Source organism: Streptomyces sp. NBC_01474 (genome assembly GCF_035918215.1).
GTDB lineage: Bacteria > Actinomycetota > Actinomycetes > Streptomycetales > Streptomycetaceae > Streptomyces > Streptomyces aureus.
The window spans coordinates 5294305-5309115 of record NZ_CP109449.1; the positions used below are offsets into that span (position 1 = coordinate 5294305).

Consider the following 14811-nt stretch of genomic DNA (forward strand, 5'->3'; position numbering starts at 1 on the left):
TGGGGCCTCCCCGTTGGCAGCTGAAGCGGTGCCGTTCGGGCAGCGTACGGGGGGTGGGCTCGGGGGCTTGGACCATCGCTGCGTGCATGCCGTCGGCTACGGCGCGGGCCGGGACGGGATGCGGGCGCTGCTCACCGCGATTCCGGGCGGCCGAGCGCCGGTCGGCGGCAGGAGTTCATCCGGGGCCCCCACCGTCCCCCTCGACCTTCACCCTCGACCTTCAGCGCGCTGACCAGCGGCGCCCGCCCGGCCGCCCCGGGCCATGTCCCGTCATCGCGACGATCACCGCATAGAGCGCCGAGGTCACGACCAGGGTCCCCACCATGACGAGGCCCACGCCGACCATGTAGAGGCCGCTCGCGTCGTCCGACCAGTCCACATAGGCGGCCACCGTGAGACCGGCCGTCGGGCCGAGCACCGTGGCTGCGGCGTAGCGCCGGGATGCCGCCCAGTACACCGGTGGCAGCAGGGTCAGTACGAGTCCGATCACCTGCCACGCCTCGTACGGGCCGGTCGTCGAGCCGTCGGGGTGCACGTCACGCTGCTGGTCCCAGCCCAGCCAGCCGGCCCACGCCGCCAGTGCCACCCCGGCCAGCGCGATGGTCGCCAGCAGGTGGAACGTTCGCTTCGGCAGTCGTTCATTCCTGTCCATGGGCCCAGGGTTCCGGCTCACTCCATGACCGACCAGAGCGCTGGTACTCAGCTGTGACCGAGTACGACCGGCACCCGCCCATCCCCATGTCCCGCCCCTGGCCCGCGTGCGGAGAGGCCGGTGGCGCACAGATCTGCCACGCGCCCCGCGCCCGCCCCAGGACGGGCGATTCCGTACGACTTCGGTACGCCTCTCGGGTGGGCGGGCCGTCGCGCCCGTTTCCCCCGGTGCCCGTCGGCCGTTGCTGAAGGCATGATCTCCACACGACGTGTTCTCGCCGCGGTCGCTCTGGCCGCCGGTGCCTCCGCTCTCGCCATGCCCGCGGCCGAGGCCGCTCCCGTCGGTCCCCTCGGCGGCCTGAAGCCGATCAGCCTCGACGACATCGCCACCAGCGCCGTTCCAGCCGAGCACAAGGCCGAGATCCCCACGGTGAACGAGCAGCTCGGCGGCCTGAACCGGCTGAACGAACTGCATCAGGTCACCGACCTGGTGGCCCCGGTGACGGGAATCCTCCCCTCGGTCAGCTAGAGACCGGACGGCTGTCGGACAGCAGTCGGACAGCGAAGAACGGGCACGGAAAAGCGGGGGCAACCGGACACCGGTTGCCCCCGCTTTCGCGGCTACTAGTTGTTGCTGGTGCCGTTGGCGGCGAGAACCGGGATGTCGTTCAGGATGTGCGAGAGCGGCTCGTCGCCCTTGGCCTGAGTGGAGTTCTCGACACACTGCTGGTTCTGCGGGGCCGACAGAACCGGGATGTCCTGGACGCCGATGGGCACGATGCCGACCAGCGAACCGACGTTGGCCTTGGCCGGCAGGCCGACGCAGGGCTTGTTCAGCGAGCCCTGGACGAGCCCGAGCTGCGGGCTCATGCTGCCGTACGTGGCGGAGTTGCCGAACGCCTGCTCGGCGTTGCTGCCACTGTTCGACGTGGTGCCCGTGTCGTCCCCGAGGGCGAGGGCCTGGGGTGCGGCGACTGCCGACATACCAGCGACGGAGGCAGCGATGGCCGCGGTTGCCCACAGCTTCTTCATGGTGAATCCCTTCAATTGGCGGGCTCCGGTCACGGAGCCGCATGGTCATCAACTGGGCCGGGCTGATGCGGTTTCGCGGTGCAACCCGATTGGCCCAGCGCACTTACGGTCAGAAACAGGCCAGCGTGTTCCCGCGCACCACCGTCTCGACCCCGATGCGCGGGGGGTCCGAGGGCTTCACGGTCGAGTTGCGCGGGGTGAGGGTCCGGTCCTTGTTGAGCGTGGCGAACATCTTCTTCGCCGCCGCCTTGTCCCACTTCAGCGTCTCTCCGAGGCCTTCGATGACCGGGTTGAACCCGGCGATGGGCACGGTGGTGAACTCGGCCCGCGAGGGGGACAGGCGGCTCAGAGCGGTGCTGAGGGAGACGAGCTCCTTCGGCGTGAACCCCTGGTCGACCTTCGTGGCACCGAGCACCGTCCTCGCCAGTTCGATCGCCCTGCCCGGATCGGCGAGGATCCCGCCGGTCGCGAGTCTGTGCATGACGCTGATCAGGAAACGGTGCTGGCGCTGGATCCGCCCCAGGTCGGCGCTTGCGTCCACATGGCGCGAGCGGACGTACTGCAAGGCCTGACCGCCCCCGAGGCGGTGCCGGCCGGGCCGGAGGTCGAGCTTGGTGGCCGAGTCGGACAGCCGCCTGGAAGTGCAGACGTCCACCCCCTCGACGGTGTTCACGCTGTCCATGAACCGTCTGAAGTCGATCTGCAGATAGTGGTCGACCCTGACCTTCGTCATGGCCTCCACCGTGCGGACCGTGAGCGCGGGGCCGCCCTCCGCGAAGGCAGCGTTGATCTTCGCGGGGTGGGCGGGGAACTGCTCCCCGGTGCCCGGGTCGCGGTGCGCGGGGATCCGCGCCAACGAGTCCCTGGGGAGGCTGACCACGCTGACCTCGTCACGCTGCTGCGAGACATGGATCAGCATCAGCGAATCGGTGCAGTTACAGGAGACGCCACCGGCGTGGAACTTCTTCTTCTCCCGGCGCGAGATGGTGTCCCGGCCATCCGTCCCCATGAGCAGAATATTTGTGCCGGGGCCCGCGGCAGGGCGGTTCACGGCACCGCTGAACGCATCGACCCGCTGAATCCTGTACGGCAGCGCGGATACGGAATTACCCGCCACGGAAACCGCCGTCGCGATAAGTACACCCAGGGCTGCCGCACTCAGACGGGCATTTCTCCGGCGGCTGGTTCGTGAAGGGCGCTTCGTCACCGGATTCGCTCCACAGCAGGGGGACAGATCTGACGGCACCGTATGCCAGCCGAATAGCTTGAACGGCGACCGCCCCGCGCGCCGCCGGGAAGTAACCCTTTCGCCCTAGAGGGACCTGTTTCGGATTCCGAAGAAGATGGAACAGAAGCCAGAGATCGCCACGAGGAAGGCGAAGTGCCGTGCCGGAGAACAAGAACCGCCGACCACACAAGGGCTTTATTCCGCAGAGCCGGGAGTCGCCCGAATGGCAAATCGACGAACCCCTATACGGGGCGCTGTTCGACAACTGGAGACAGCGGGGGAGAACGCTTCCCGGGCTACCCGACCGGGAGTGGGACGAGATCGTCGCCCGGGACATCTGGCCCCGCGACGGCCGAGGCCGTTGGGCCGCCGGACAGGCGGACGACCCAACGGAATGACGCTGCGGCTCAGTCGTTGTTCGTGCCGTTGGCCGACAGAACCGGGATGTCCTCCAGGATGTGCGAGAGCGGCTCGTCGCCCTTGGCCTGGGTGGAGTTCTCGACGCACTGCTGGGTCTGCGGGGCCGACAGAACCGGGATGTCCTGCACGGAGATCGGCACGGCGCCGATCAGCGAACCGACGTTGGCCTTGGCCGGCAGGCCGATGCAGGGCTTGTTGAGCGAGCCCTGGATGAGCGCCATCTGCGGGCTCATGCTGCCGTACGTGGCGGAGTTGCCGTACGCCTGCATGGCGCCGACCCCGCTCGTGGACGTGGTGCCCCCGTCGTTGTCGATCGCCATGGCCTGGGGGGCTGCGATCGCGGAGATACCGGCGACCGAGGCGGCGACTGCGGCAGCCGCCATGACCTTCTTCATCACGATGAATTCCCTTCTCGTTGCCCCCGACCCGGGAGCCTCCTGCCCAACTCCGATTTACGCACATGGTTGTCCGGGTTCACTCTGACGGGTTCGCCCGGGCATTGCCGAATAAATGACTATCGGCCGATCGTTCTCTGCACGTGCAGCCCGACCGAGTGAAGTGCCGCAACCATTTCGTCCGAGGCCCTGTTGTCCGGGCAGCGTTAACTGCCGTCTGTGCGAAAAGGAACTGGAAATGCTCAAGAAGGCAATGGCAGCGGCTGCGGTCGCCGTTTCGGTCGTAGGCGTCTCGGCCGCGGCCGCCCCTCAGGCGCTGGCCCTCGGTGACGACGGCAGCACGACGTCCACGAGCGGCGTCGGCGCCAAGCAGGCACACGGCAACTCCGCCACGTACGGCGCCCAGAGTCCGCAGCTCGGCGCGGTCCAGGGCTCCCTGAACAAGCCCTGCATCGGTCTTCCGGTCAAGGGCAACGTGGGCCCGCTGTTCGGTCTGCTGGTGCCGGTCGCCGTCCAGGACGTCCCGGTCCTGTCGGCACCGCAGAACCAGCAGTGCGCGGAGAACTCCACGCAGGCCAAGGGCGACGAGCCGCTCTCGCACATCGTGGACGACATCCCGGTCATGTCCGCGAACGGCCGCGACAACGGCTGATCCACCAGCCCCGGGAACCCGGGCCGCCCGCCTTCTCCGGCGCGGCGGCCCGGTTTTCTTTGCCTTGAGAGCCCTTCTTTAACGCGGACGGCTCAGTTCCCTTCCGCCTCACGGCTCGTTTTCACACCGAGGTAATGACCTCAGTCATGAACGACGAGAGAAGGGTAAGAGAGTGAATCTCAAGAAGAGCGCGACGATCCTCGCCGGCGTTGTGCTGGCCCTGGGCATGGCCGCTCCGGCGTTCGCCGATACCGGTGCCGAGGGCGCCGCCCTCACTTCGCCGGGTGTCATCTCCGGCAACGTGGTGCAGGTCCCGGTCAACGTCCCGGTCAACCTGTGCGGCGACACCGTCGACGTGATCGGCGCGCTGAACCCGGCGCTCGGCGACGGCTGCGCCAACAACGACTGATCACTGATTCAGCGCCACGGCCGTCGGGCCGCGGCTCCGCCGGCCTTGGACGCGTCCAGCACTCCGAGGCCGGCTTTCATCTGCGAGCAGGAAGACAACTGAGATGCGACAGGCCCTGAACTTGGGAATGGTCGCGGCTGCGGCCGCGACGAGCATTCTGTCCCTGCCGGGCTCCAGTGCGTTCGCCGCGTCGGGCGCAGACGGGCAGGCGGCGGGCTCCCCCGGCATTCTGTCGGGCAACACGGTCCAGGCGCCCCTGGACGTCCCGGTGAACGCGTGCGGCAACACGGTCGACGTCGTCGCCGCACTCAATCCGACTTTCGCCAACTCCTGTGCGAACGACGGGGGTTCGCACTCGTCGCCCACTCGCGGTGGCGGCTCGGACCGGGCCGCCGGCGGTGCGGCCCACGGGACCGGAGACGAGGGATACCGCGGCGGTGACGACAGGTCCGGGGGCGGTGCCCACGCCAGGGGTGACGCACAGCAGTCACCAGGCATCCTGTCGGGCAACTCCGTGCAGGCTCCGGTGGACGTTCCCGTCAACGTGTGCGGGAACTCCGGGAACGTGGTCGGTGCGGCCAACCCGGCCACGGGCAACCGCTGTTCCTCCGGAGTGACCACCCCCGAGGAGATCTCCGAGGTGCCTCCGCCCACCGTCCGTACCGTCGAGCCCCCGGCCACGGTCCAGCCGCCGGCGGTGCAGAGACTGACTCCCCCGCACGCGATGACCCCCGTGCAGCACGCCCATGTCACGGGCGGGCGCACGCAGTTGGCGCAGACCGGGGCGGACGAGAATCTGCTGGCCGCCGCGGCGGCGAGTGCGGGGCTGCTGATCGGTGGCGGGATCCTCTACCGGCGGGGACGTGCCGCCGCCCGGTGACGCGATCGCCGTACGCCAGGCCGGGAAGAACCGACGTTCGTGCTCTTCCCGGCCGGCGGAGAGGGCCGTTCAACCGCTTGCTGCCACCCCGCGGCGTAATCGCCGACGGCTGATGGGGGAGGCAGCCGGGCCGCTCTCGCAACCGGGCCAGTCCACCACCGGGCGACCCCCGCTGCGGAACCGATTCACCCGTTCGCCCGCACCGTCACTCCAAAGGACGCCACGGGCGCGAACGCAGCCCCGGCGGTTCCGGTCACCTGTCCGACCGTTCAGCGGTCGGCCGTCGCCGGCGGGTCGTGCGCCGCCATGGTGCCCGGACAGTGCGGGCCCCTCCATGAGACGCCCGCCGCGCTTCGCCGTATGCCCCTGGCCGCGAGATGCGGCGCGGTGGACGACGCGCCGCGCACGAAGCGCATCGACGGGCCGAAGTCCGCCGCGGCCATCAGGCCCGCGAGGAAGAGCCCCGGCCTGCGCGACTCGAAGCCCGACCCGACGAAGGCGTCGCGTGCAGGTCCGCAACGGGTGAGGAGTTCCTCCCGCAGCGGGCTCACCACAATGGCTCCCGCGTCGTCCATGGGAATGAGGACGGTGGGTCCCGCGACGCTCACCGAGACCCGGCGAGGCGTGGCGCCGATCTCCTCCAGGGAGGCGTCCTGGCCCGGCGGCGGATGCTCCGCGCTCACAAATCCGGACCGCCGTACGGGACTTCCCTGCGAGGCGGCCACCACATGGACATCCACTCCCGTGCGGCCGAGTGACCGGACGGCGCCGAGCGTTCCGTGGTGGAAGGGGTTGGGGTCGATCCGCGGCGGCACGGCGGGAACGCTGTTGCCGAGCACACGGGGAGATTCCCGGTGCTAGCCCGAACGGGCGACGAAAGAGGCGTGCAGGCCGGTCCCCGGTTGGCGCATTACCCATTGGTGTGACTGAGTGTCAGCAATGAAAGAAGTGCGGCACGAGGAGTAGGCATGTCCCCACAACGCCGAAAGACCACGAGCCGGCGCATCCCCTTGATGACGGCCGGGATCTTCGCGTCAGCGGTGATCGCGTCCGGTTCGCTCTCCGCCGGAACGGCCGGGGCGGCCACGCCCGGCGACACGCCACCGGCCGGCTCCGCCTCCCCCGTCCCCGGGGTGGCACAGCCGTCGGCCGCACCCGCCGAGACCCCCGCACCGGCAACGGCCGGCACGCCCGCCCCCACCACGGCACCCACTCCGGCGCCCACCCCCACAGGCGGCGTCACCGGTACTCAGGCAGGCACCTCGACGTTCCCCGCGTTCGGTGCCTACCTCGACTACGGGCCGAGCGGCGTGCAGCGCATGGGACGGCTCAGCAGGTGGCTCGGCGGCTCCGAACTGCGCGTCGGGCACACCTACCTGCCGGGCGACCGGTGGAGCAACATCGAGGGCGCCCCCGGGTTCCTGGAGGACTGGGCGAGGTGGCGGCGCGAGCGGGACGACCGGCTCTTCGTGCTCAACGTCCCGATGCTGGAGCGCAACGAGGAGCACGTCGGTGACGCGGAGGTCCGCTCCCTCCTGCGGCAGGGCGCGGCCGGCGACTTCGACGAACACTTCCGCCGCCTCGCCCAGCGCCTCGTCGACCTGAAGGTCCCGGACACGGTGCTCGTGCCCGGCTGGGAGATGAACGGGACGACGTACACGCACCGGTGCGGGCCCGACCCGGAGGCCTGGAAGACGTACTGGAAGCGGATCGTCACGACGATGCGGTCGGTGCCGGGGCAGAAGTTCCGCTTCGACTTCACGCCCAGCCGGGGCCTCGACGCCGTGCCGTGGACCGAGTGCTATCCGGGCGACGACGTCGTCGACGTGATCGGCATGGACGCGTACGACCAGCCCGAGGGCAAGTCGTTCTCCGAGCAGGTCTCGGAGCCGTACGGGCTTCAGGAACACGTTGACTTCGCCAAGGCGCACAACAAGCTCATCTCGTACCCGGAGTGGGGCCTGTTCCGTAATGGGGACAACCCGGAGTACATGCGGCGCATGATCGGGTGGATCGACCGGCACAAGCCCCTCTACAACACGATCACGGACTACTGCCCGCACGGTGTCTGGCAGTGCGACGAAAACCCCCAGGCGTCGCAGGTGTACCGCTCGATGCTCTCCGGCCGCCTGGAGCCGTCGCTGCCGAAGCCCACGCAGCCCACGCAGCCGACGGAGCCGACGGAGCCGACGGAGCCCACGACACCCGAGACGCCGCCGGTCACGCCTCCGGTGACGCCGCCCAGCTGCGCGCCGCTCGACCTCGGCGACTGGGTGGATTACTGGCTCGGCGGGAAGCTGTGCCTGCGGTTCGACTGGTGGTCGCGGCGCTCCTGACGCGCCGGTGTCCCGGCCGGTGGCGGCGGGGTCGTCAGGACGCGCCGCCACCCCGGGCCTTCCACGCGTGCAGCGCCCTCTTGCCGAGGCGGCGTGCCTTCACGTCGCCGACGGCGAGGGCGAGCCCCGCCGACGTGCCGGGCCGGGCCAGCACGAAACGCTGGTTGACGACGCTGTGGGGACGCCAGTGGTGCTTGTACGGCTCGTCGCCGCGCAGCAGGCTCAGGGAGCCGGACCCGCGCTCCTGGACGTGCTCGCTGCACGAGCGCAGCAGCATCGTGGTGATGTCGGCCTTGCGTTCGCGCAGGCCCGGATGGGCGCCGTACAGATAGCCGCCGACCAGGCGCGGCGACAGGAGGGTCAGGTCGGCGGCGAGGACCGTCTCGTCGATGCGGAACTCGGTCACCACCGCGTCGCCAGACCTCGCCATGCGCGAGACCGAGCGGGTGAGGTGCTCGGAGAAGCGCGGCCTGAGGTGTTCCGTCGTCACCTTGCGGCCCTGCCACTGGAGTTGGTGCAGCTCGACCAGGCGCCGCACCGAGCCGTCGACCTCGTTCTGCGGGACGACACGGCGCTCGATCCCGAGGGCGTCCAGCTTGCGCATCTTGGCGCGGGCGCGCTGCCCGCGGGACGCCGACAACCGGCCCACGATGTCGTCCATCGGGACAGGCGGCAGCTCCAGGCAGAGGGAGTCGTCGAGACGGCGCCTCGGCCCCGGCCACCGTTCGTAGAGGCGCTCGACGGCGCTTCCCGGGCGCGCCTCACGGAAGTCGATCACATGGGTGCGGGCGAGCCGCCACAGCGCGTCGCCCAGCACGCGGGCCCCGGCGCCTTCTCCCCCACCGCCGTCGTCGTCGACGAGGACGTCACAGAAGTCGGAGATGCTCCCGCCGAGCGGCACCAGGACCGGCAGAGGCCGCCACCGCCGCATCAGCGGCGCCACGGCGACGAGCCGCCCGCCGTCACGGACCAGGACCACGCACAGGCCGCGCCCGGACCCGTACGAGAGCCACCAGGAGTGCAGCCAGGCATGGCTCTGGAACGGGGTGGCGGTGCGTGAACCGCGGTACAGCGCCTCCCACTCCTGGCCCAGCTCGCCGAACCGGACGCTGTCGGTGCACACCTCGACCGACAGGTCTCCGCCCCCGGGCCGCATCAGACGCTCCCCTGCAGATCCGCGGCCGCTGCGGGCCCGGGGACGGTCGCGTTCGTCTCCGTCCGCTCGCGCCGGGGCCGGACCAGCATCACGAGCCCGCCGAGGAGGCCGCCCGCGCTGGCGCCCACGAGCGCGGTCACCCGGGGGGACGCCGAGGACGGCGAGGTGGGCTTCATCGCGCGCGAGAACTGGAGGAGCTTCACCTTGGTGCTGGCCTGTGTGCGGTCGGCGGTGACGGTCAGCGCCATGGCCACCGCGTTGGCCATGGCGGCGGCCTCGCGCGGCTTCGCGGACGTCGCCGACACCGCGACCATCGGCGCGTCCGGCGACGTCTGCGCCTGCACGCTGCTCTGGAGCTTCTTCACGGGAACCCCCGCCCGCGCCTGGGCGTCGCCGAGCACCGCGTCCTGGGTGGCGACACGGCCGTAGGCCTGGGCGAAGCCGAGCGCGACCGAGGGGTCGGTCTTCTCGTCCGGCACCGCGATCACATAACTCGTGGCGGAGTACTGCGGCGTCTTCAGGACGCCGTACGCGCCGCCCGCGACACCGCCCAGGAGGACCCCGGCCGCGATCAGCGACCACAGGGGGAGTCGCTTCACGCGGGTGGCCGTCCGGGCGGGGGGACCGGCCGGGCCGACCCGCCGGTGAGGAGCATCGGTCATCACTTACTCACTCTCGAACTCTCGAATCCGAACCGCCCAGGGCCGCCCCGTACAGCCGCAGGTGCTGTTCGGCGCTTCGGGCGATGCTGTAGTGGTGGGCTGCCGGGGACGGGGTGCGGCCAAAGGGGCGGGCCGCCACGATCCGCAGCGCCTGTCGTGCGAACGACTCCGGGTCGCCGGGGACGCGGACGGCCGCGGACTCCAGGTGCGGCGGCAGGTCCTCGACCGCGGGGCAGCTGACGTAGAGGACGGGCAGCCCTGCGGCGAGTGCCTCCACGACGGCGAGGCCGAACGCCTCTTCGTCCGACGGGGAGGCGAGCAGGTCCATCGCGTTCAGGAGGGCCGGCAGATCGGGGTCGCCGACGCGGCCCGAAGGGGACGTGTAGGGGCGCTCGCCGGCGAACACGACACGGCGCACGACGCCCAGTTCCTGGGCGAGCCCGCGCAGCCGCTGCTCCTCGGGACCGTCCCCGACGAGGAGAAGCCTTACGTAGTCCGGCAGTTGGGCCAGGGCTCGTACGAGGACGTCGAAGCGCTTGCCGGGGACGAGACGGCCGACTCCCCCGATGACGAAGTCGTCCCGGTGCAGGCCGAACACGTGGCGGGTCGGGTCGCGCAGCGCCGGGTCGTGCGCGAAGCGCTCCACGTCGATGCCGTTGGGCACGACGTGGATACGGTGCCGGGGCACCCCCCACCGCACGAGGCGCTCGGCCACCGACGGGGAGACCGCCAGGGTGGCCCGGCCCACCCGCTCGCCCGCCAGATAGAGCGCGCGGACACCGGCGGACAGCGGGCGCCCCTCCATCCGGCTCTCGCCCAGCGAGTGCTCGGTGGCGACCACGGCGCGGACCCCGGCGAGGCGCGCGGCGAACCGGCCGTAGACGCAGGCGCGGTACAGGTGCGTGTGCACGAGGTCGTAACGGCCGTCGCGCACGAACTTGGTGAGCCGGGGCAGCGCGCCCAGGTCGCGGTTCCCCGTCATGCCGAGGTGCACGACGCGGATGCCGTCGGCGGTCAGGCCGCGGGCGACGGTGCCCGGGTTGGTCAGGGTCACCACGTCGCTGTGGACGGGCAGATGGCGCAGCAGGAGGCGCAGCTGCTGTTCGGCTCCCCCGGTGCCGAGGCCCGTGATGACGTGCAGGGTCCTCATGTACGGGCCTCCGGCGCGGTGGACGGGCGGCGGCGCAGGCGGTGCAGGCGCAGCTTCAGTTCGAGGCGCCAGGCCGCGTCCGCCTGGCCGACGTGGACGCGCGGCAGGGCGAATTCGCCGGTGAGGTCGCCCGGCGAGATGGCGCAGGCGTAGCGGTATCCGGCATGGCGTACGGCGTCCGCGACACGGCGGTCGACGGTGCCGTAGGGGTAGCAGAAGCCGGGGACCTCGCGTCCGGTGAGTTCCTCCAGGCGTCTTCGGCTGTCCTCGGTCTCCGCGCGCAGGACGCGGTCGTCGACATGGGTGAGGTCGACGTGCGTGAGGCCGTGCGAGCCGATCTCGATGCCCGCGGACGCGGCGGACCGGATGCCGCGTTCCGACAGGAGCGGCTTGCGCGGGCCCAGCGGGTCCCACTCGTTGACGCCGTCGAGGCGTCCGGGCAGGACGAACAGGGTGGCGCCGCAGCCGTAGTGGCGCAGCAGCGGCAGGGCGTTGTCGACGAAGTCGCAGTAGCCGTCGTCGAAGGTGAGCCCCACCAGGCCGCGGTCCGTGCCGAGCGCGCGGGCCTCCAGGAGCGCCGTCATGCCCACCCCGCGCAGCCCGCGCCTGCGCAGCCGGCGGAGCTGTTCCTGGAGGCGCTCGGGGGAGACGGTGATGCGGTACGGGTCGTCGCGGCAGTCGTCCACGGAGTGGTACATCGCGACCCACATCGGCGCGTCCGGGAGCAGCCGGCGTGTGCGGTCCGGGAGCCGCCGCCGGGCGCGCGGAACGTCTCCTGTCTCGATGTGTCCTGTGTCAACGGGCATGCCGGGGCCTCCTGGTCGCGGAGCGGACAACGGGAACGAGAGGCACGAGGGACTCGGCCCTCAGTGCCCACAGGAGAAGGACGAACACGGCCGTCACGGCGAGACACCCGGCGGCGCCCGCCGCGAGCGGCGACGTGAAGGAGGCCGCGGCCATCAGCCCCGCCACGGTCGCGCCCGTGGCGGCGAGCAGCGGCTTGCCCATCTCGGCCAGGACCCTGGAGACGTCGACCGGGACGCTGCGCCGGTCCATCCCGGCGAGGAGGAGTACGGCGGTGAGGGTGATCCCGAACGCGTTGGCGCCGGCGATGCCCCGTACGCCCCACAGGTCGACCGCCCAGGAGCCCACGCCGGCGGTGGCGCCCATGCCCACGGCCATCGCGCCCACCGGGTACCAGGTGGGGCGGCCCGCCGAGAAGTAGGAGCGGACCAGGGCGCCCACCATGGAGTGGCCGAGGAGGCCGAGTGCGTAGACGCGCATGACGGACGCCGTGGCGGCGGTGTCGTCGGCGGTGAACGCGCCTCGCTGGAACAGGACATGGGTGATCTGCGGGGCACAGGCGAAGATCGCGGCGGCGCCGAGGAGGACCACGCAGGCGGCGAGGCCGAGGTCACGCTCGACGCGGGCGCGGGCCGCCGCGATGTCGCCGCGCGCGACGGCCTGCGCCACGACCGGGAACGTGACGGTGCACAGCATCAGGGAGAGCACCATCGGCAACTGGGACACCTTCTGCGCGTAGTTCAGGTGCGAGATGGAGCCCGCGGCGAGCGACGAGGCGAGGAAGCGCTCGATGAACACCTGCGACTGCTTGCACAGGGCGAACGTCAGGACGGCGGCGATGAGCCCGAGGTGCATGGCCCGCCCCTTGGCCGCGGCCTCGTCCCCGGCCTCGCCCGCGAGCCTCTCGGCGGCCTTCACCGAGGTCAACCTCCGGTGGAACGCGGGCAGTTGGATCGCCACCATCAGACATCCGCCGACGGCCACACCCATCGCGGCGGACCGCACGCCGAAGCGCGTCCCGCACACGAGCATCGTGGCGATGATGCCGATGTTGTACGCGACGTAGATCGCGGCGGGCGGCAGATAGCAGCCGTGCGCCCGCAGCGCCGCGCTGCAGTATCCGGTCAGGCCGAACGTGAGGGCGCAGGTGGCGGTCAACCGTGTGCAGTCGACGGCCAGTCGGGGGTCCGGCAGGCCGGGCGCCAGGACGTGCACGAGGAAGGGGGCACCGGCGATGAGCAGCGCGGCCGCGGCCAGGAACGCGAGGCCGAAGCGGGGCAGTGACGACGAGACGAGGGTCCGTACGGGATCGGTTCCGCCGGCCTGCGCGCGGCGGGCGACGGCCGCGCTGAACGCGGGCACGAGCACGAACGCCAGGCCGTCCTCGATGAGGAGCGTGGCGGCGAACTCCGGGACCGTCCAGGCGACCAGGAACGCGTCGGTCTCGCTGCCCGCGCCGAAGAGGTGCGCGAGGGACTGGTCGCGGCCGAGGCCGAGGATCGCCCCGGCGGCCGAGAGGAGGGCCGTGAGCAGCGCGGCCCGCGCGAGGCGGCTGTTCGGCGCTCCGGAGGGCTCGGCGGCGGGCGGCTCGGTCCGCAGCTGGACGGGCAGGCCCACGGCCGTCCGTGGTTCGCCGTCCGCGGTGGGGAGGGTCACGGCGTCGCCGCCTCCTTCAAGGACGCCTGCGGCGCCATGCCCCACCAGGCGACGAGGCCGATGACGAGGGCGGTCAGGACGGTCGACGGACCGCCGATGTCGGCGTACACGAAGTCCACGAGCTGCCAGCCGAGCAGGCCGCACGCGACGAGGCCGCAGTCCGGGCCCGGCCGCGTGCTCGCGCCGCGGCCGAGGCGGCGCAGGGCGAGCAGCAGCAGCGCGACCCAGCCGCCCGCGAGGGCGACAAGGCCGATCAGTCCCTGCTCGCTGAGGATCAGCAGGTACATGTTGTGCGGGGACAGCAGCGGCTGGCGCTTGAACGCGGCGCCCGCGCCCTCCGTGTCGCTGCCCGAGGAGAGCGCGAGCGAGGCGTGGCTGTCACGCTGGGCGACGAACCCCTTGAGGCCGACGCCCGTCGCCGGGTGCTCACTCCACATGTCGACCGCCGCGGCCCACATCGTGTACCGGTCCGTGACGGACTGGTCCGGGGCGTCGGCGACCTGCGTGATGCTGCTCATGCGCTCCTGGAGCATCTGCGTCCCGACGCCGAAGCCGCCCACCAGGACGACGGCCACCGCGGCGGTCACGGCGAACAGGCGGACGGCGCGCCGCACCCCGGCGAGCAGCACCTGCGCGCCGCAGGCCACGACGGTCGCGATCCACGCGCCCCGGCTGAAGGACAGCGCGAGCGGCAGGAGCAGGGCGAGCGCGCACAGCAGGGCGGGCGTGCGCCGGGCGGCGGTGCGGGCGCCGAGGGCCAGCCCGAGGGCGGCCACGAGCCCGTACGACACCACCGTCGCCATTCCCATGACGTCCGTGGGGCCGAAGGTGCCGACGGCGCGGATGTCCTCGCCCATGTACGAGGCGCCAGTCCCGGTCAGGTACTGGTGGATGCCGATGCCGCCCTGCCACAGGGCGAGCCCCACGAACGACCAGGCGAGCAGCCGGAAGTCGCGGCGGTCACGGACCAGGACCAGGACGGACACGGGGACGAGGACGAAGATCTGGCAGTAGCGGACCATGCCGACGAGCACGGTCGACGGCGAGCCGGCGCCCGCTGCGGCGAGGGCGATCCCGACGACGGGCATCCCGAGGATGATCGCGGCGGTACGTGTCAGGGGGCGCTCGGCGCGGCGCAGGGTCACGGCCACGCAGACGGCTACGACCAGGCCGGAGACCGCGTCGGCGAGACTGCCGCCCCCGGATCCCGCCGAGCCGGGCGTCAGCGGCAGGCCGAGCACGGCGACCATGAGGAGGACGGGGAGCACGGGCGCGTACCGGCCGAGGACGGCGACGAACGCGGCGGCCGGCGAGGGCCGCGCACCTGTCGGACCTGGAGCCGTACGCAGTCCGGCATCCGCGGGAGAGGCAGTCACCCGG

General features: G+C 71.6%; 16 protein-coding genes. 5 read left to right on the top strand and 11 right to left on the bottom strand.

The features are described from left to right. Positions 1–220 precede the first annotated feature (220 nt). Positions 221–652 carry a hypothetical protein gene (locus OG758_RS24285; protein WP_326711905.1) on the bottom strand — a complete coding sequence of 144 codons (432 nt, stop codon included), beginning with the start codon at positions 650–652 and terminating at the stop codon, positions 221–223. A 252-nt stretch (positions 653–904) separates the two neighbouring features. Here OG758_RS24285 and OG758_RS24290 point away from each other — a divergent pair, with 252 nt between their 5' ends. Beyond that, positions 905–1180, top strand: a complete 276-nt coding sequence (locus tag OG758_RS24290) for a hypothetical protein (protein WP_326711906.1) — start codon at positions 905–907, stop codon at positions 1178–1180. A 95-nt stretch (positions 1181–1275) separates the two neighbouring features. On the opposite strand, the gene OG758_RS24295 is transcribed toward OG758_RS24290, so the two are convergent. The 3 genes from OG758_RS24295 to OG758_RS24305 form a co-directional block, all read right to left on the bottom strand. Continuing rightward, positions 1276–1683: a rodlin gene (locus tag OG758_RS24295; RefSeq protein WP_326711907.1), complete on the bottom strand. Its 408-nt coding sequence runs from the start codon at positions 1681–1683 to the stop codon at positions 1276–1278. 109 nt (positions 1684–1792) lie between these two features. Then, positions 1793–2692 (bottom strand): LCP family protein, encoded by a 900-nt coding sequence (locus OG758_RS24300; protein WP_326711908.1) that lies wholly within the window; start codon positions 2690–2692, stop codon positions 1793–1795. Between the two features lie 626 nt (positions 2693–3318). Beyond that, positions 3319–3729: a rodlin gene (locus tag OG758_RS24305; RefSeq protein ID WP_326711909.1), complete on the bottom strand. Its 411-nt coding sequence runs from the start codon at positions 3727–3729 to the stop codon at positions 3319–3321. Between the two features lie 235 nt (positions 3730–3964). Between OG758_RS24305 and OG758_RS24310 the strand changes: the two genes are divergently transcribed. The 3 genes from OG758_RS24310 (at position 3965) to OG758_RS24320 (ending at position 5667) form a co-directional block, all read left to right on the top strand. Then, positions 3965–4378 (top strand): rodlin, encoded by a 414-nt coding sequence (locus OG758_RS24310; RefSeq protein WP_326711910.1) that lies wholly within the window; start codon positions 3965–3967, stop codon positions 4376–4378. A 226-nt stretch (positions 4379–4604) separates the two neighbouring features. Next, the gene (locus OG758_RS24315; RefSeq protein ID WP_326716014.1) at positions 4605–4787 is read left to right on the top strand and encodes a chaplin; all 183 of its coding nucleotides are present in this window, start codon (positions 4605–4607) and stop codon (positions 4785–4787) included. A gap of 103 nt (positions 4788–4890) precedes the next feature. Next, on the top strand, positions 4891–5667 hold the full coding sequence (locus OG758_RS24320; protein WP_326711911.1) for a chaplin: 777 nt from the start codon (positions 4891–4893) through the stop codon (positions 5665–5667). A 269-nt stretch (positions 5668–5936) separates the two neighbouring features. Here the strand turns inward: OG758_RS24320 and OG758_RS49095 are convergent, their stop codons facing one another. Continuing rightward, the gene (locus OG758_RS49095; RefSeq protein ID WP_382062313.1) at positions 5937–6506 is read right to left on the bottom strand and encodes a hypothetical protein; all 570 of its coding nucleotides are present in this window, start codon (positions 6504–6506) and stop codon (positions 5937–5939) included. 129 nt (positions 6507–6635) lie between these two features. Here OG758_RS49095 and OG758_RS24330 point away from each other — a divergent pair, with 129 nt between their 5' ends. Continuing rightward, complete coding sequence (locus tag OG758_RS24330; protein WP_326711912.1) at positions 6636–8003, top strand: glycoside hydrolase family 26 protein; 1368 nt, start codon at positions 6636–6638, stop codon at positions 8001–8003. 34 nt (positions 8004–8037) lie between these two features. Here OG758_RS24330 and OG758_RS24335 read toward each other — a convergent pair whose 3' ends face one another. From OG758_RS24335 to OG758_RS24360, 6 genes are all read right to left on the bottom strand, one after another. Further along, positions 8038–9159, bottom strand: coding sequence for a GNAT family N-acetyltransferase (locus OG758_RS24335; protein WP_326711913.1), 1122 nt, complete (start codon positions 9157–9159; stop codon positions 8038–8040). Next, positions 9159–9821, bottom strand: a complete 663-nt coding sequence (locus OG758_RS24340) for a lipopolysaccharide biosynthesis protein (RefSeq protein WP_326711914.1) — start codon at positions 9819–9821, stop codon at positions 9159–9161. Before OG758_RS24340 ends, OG758_RS24335 begins: the two co-directional genes overlap by 1 nt. A 7-nt stretch (positions 9822–9828) precedes the next feature. After that, on the bottom strand, positions 9829–10971 hold the full coding sequence (locus OG758_RS24345; protein ID WP_326711915.1) for a glycosyltransferase: 1143 nt from the start codon (positions 10969–10971) through the stop codon (positions 9829–9831). Then, complete coding sequence (locus tag OG758_RS24350) at positions 10968–11669, bottom strand: polysaccharide deacetylase family protein (RefSeq protein WP_382062324.1); 702 nt, start codon at positions 11667–11669, stop codon at positions 10968–10970. The genes OG758_RS24345 and OG758_RS24350 overlap by 4 nt, the downstream gene beginning before the upstream one ends. 97 nt (positions 11670–11766) lie before the next feature. Further along, on the bottom strand, positions 11767–13431 hold the full coding sequence (murJ, locus tag OG758_RS24355) for a murein biosynthesis integral membrane protein MurJ (RefSeq protein ID WP_382062317.1): 1665 nt from the start codon (positions 13429–13431) through the stop codon (positions 11767–11769). After that, positions 13428–14807, bottom strand: a complete 1380-nt coding sequence (locus OG758_RS24360) for an O-antigen ligase family protein (protein WP_382062319.1) — start codon at positions 14805–14807, stop codon at positions 13428–13430. Before OG758_RS24360 ends, murJ begins: the two co-directional genes overlap by 4 nt. Between the last annotated feature and the right edge of the window lie 4 nt (positions 14808–14811).

Excerpts from the sequence above, each read along its gene's own strand:
- OG758_RS24350 (WP_382062324.1), bottom strand. The coding sequence starts at position 11,669 with ATGTACCACTCCGTGGACGACTGCCGCGACGACCCGTACCGCATCACC.
- OG758_RS24320 (WP_326711911.1), top strand. The coding sequence starts at position 4,891 with ATGCGACAGGCCCTGAACTTGGGAATGGTCGCGGCTGCGGCCGCGACG.
- OG758_RS24300 (WP_326711908.1), bottom strand. The coding sequence starts at position 2,692 with ATGGGGACGGATGGCCGGGACACCATCTCGCGCCGGGAGAAGAAGAAG.
- OG758_RS24285 (WP_326711905.1), bottom strand. The coding sequence starts at position 652 with ATGGACAGGAATGAACGACTGCCGAAGCGAACGTTCCACCTGCTGGCG.
- OG758_RS24295 (WP_326711907.1), bottom strand. The coding sequence starts at position 1,683 with ATGAAGAAGCTGTGGGCAACCGCGGCCATCGCTGCCTCCGTCGCTGGT.
- OG758_RS24330 (WP_326711912.1), top strand. The coding sequence starts at position 6,636 with ATGTCCCCACAACGCCGAAAGACCACGAGCCGGCGCATCCCCTTGATG.
- OG758_RS24315 (WP_326716014.1), top strand. The coding sequence starts at position 4,605 with ATGGCCGCTCCGGCGTTCGCCGATACCGGTGCCGAGGGCGCCGCCCTC.
- OG758_RS24340 (WP_326711914.1), bottom strand. The coding sequence starts at position 9,821 with ATGACCGATGCTCCTCACCGGCGGGTCGGCCCGGCCGGTCCCCCCGCC.
- OG758_RS24310 (WP_326711910.1), top strand. The coding sequence starts at position 3,965 with ATGCTCAAGAAGGCAATGGCAGCGGCTGCGGTCGCCGTTTCGGTCGTA.
- OG758_RS24345 (WP_326711915.1), bottom strand. The coding sequence starts at position 10,971 with ATGAGGACCCTGCACGTCATCACGGGCCTCGGCACCGGGGGAGCCGAA.
- OG758_RS24290 (WP_326711906.1), top strand. The coding sequence starts at position 905 with ATGATCTCCACACGACGTGTTCTCGCCGCGGTCGCTCTGGCCGCCGGT.
- OG758_RS24335 (WP_326711913.1), bottom strand. The coding sequence starts at position 9,159 with ATGCGGCCCGGGGGCGGAGACCTGTCGGTCGAGGTGTGCACCGACAGC.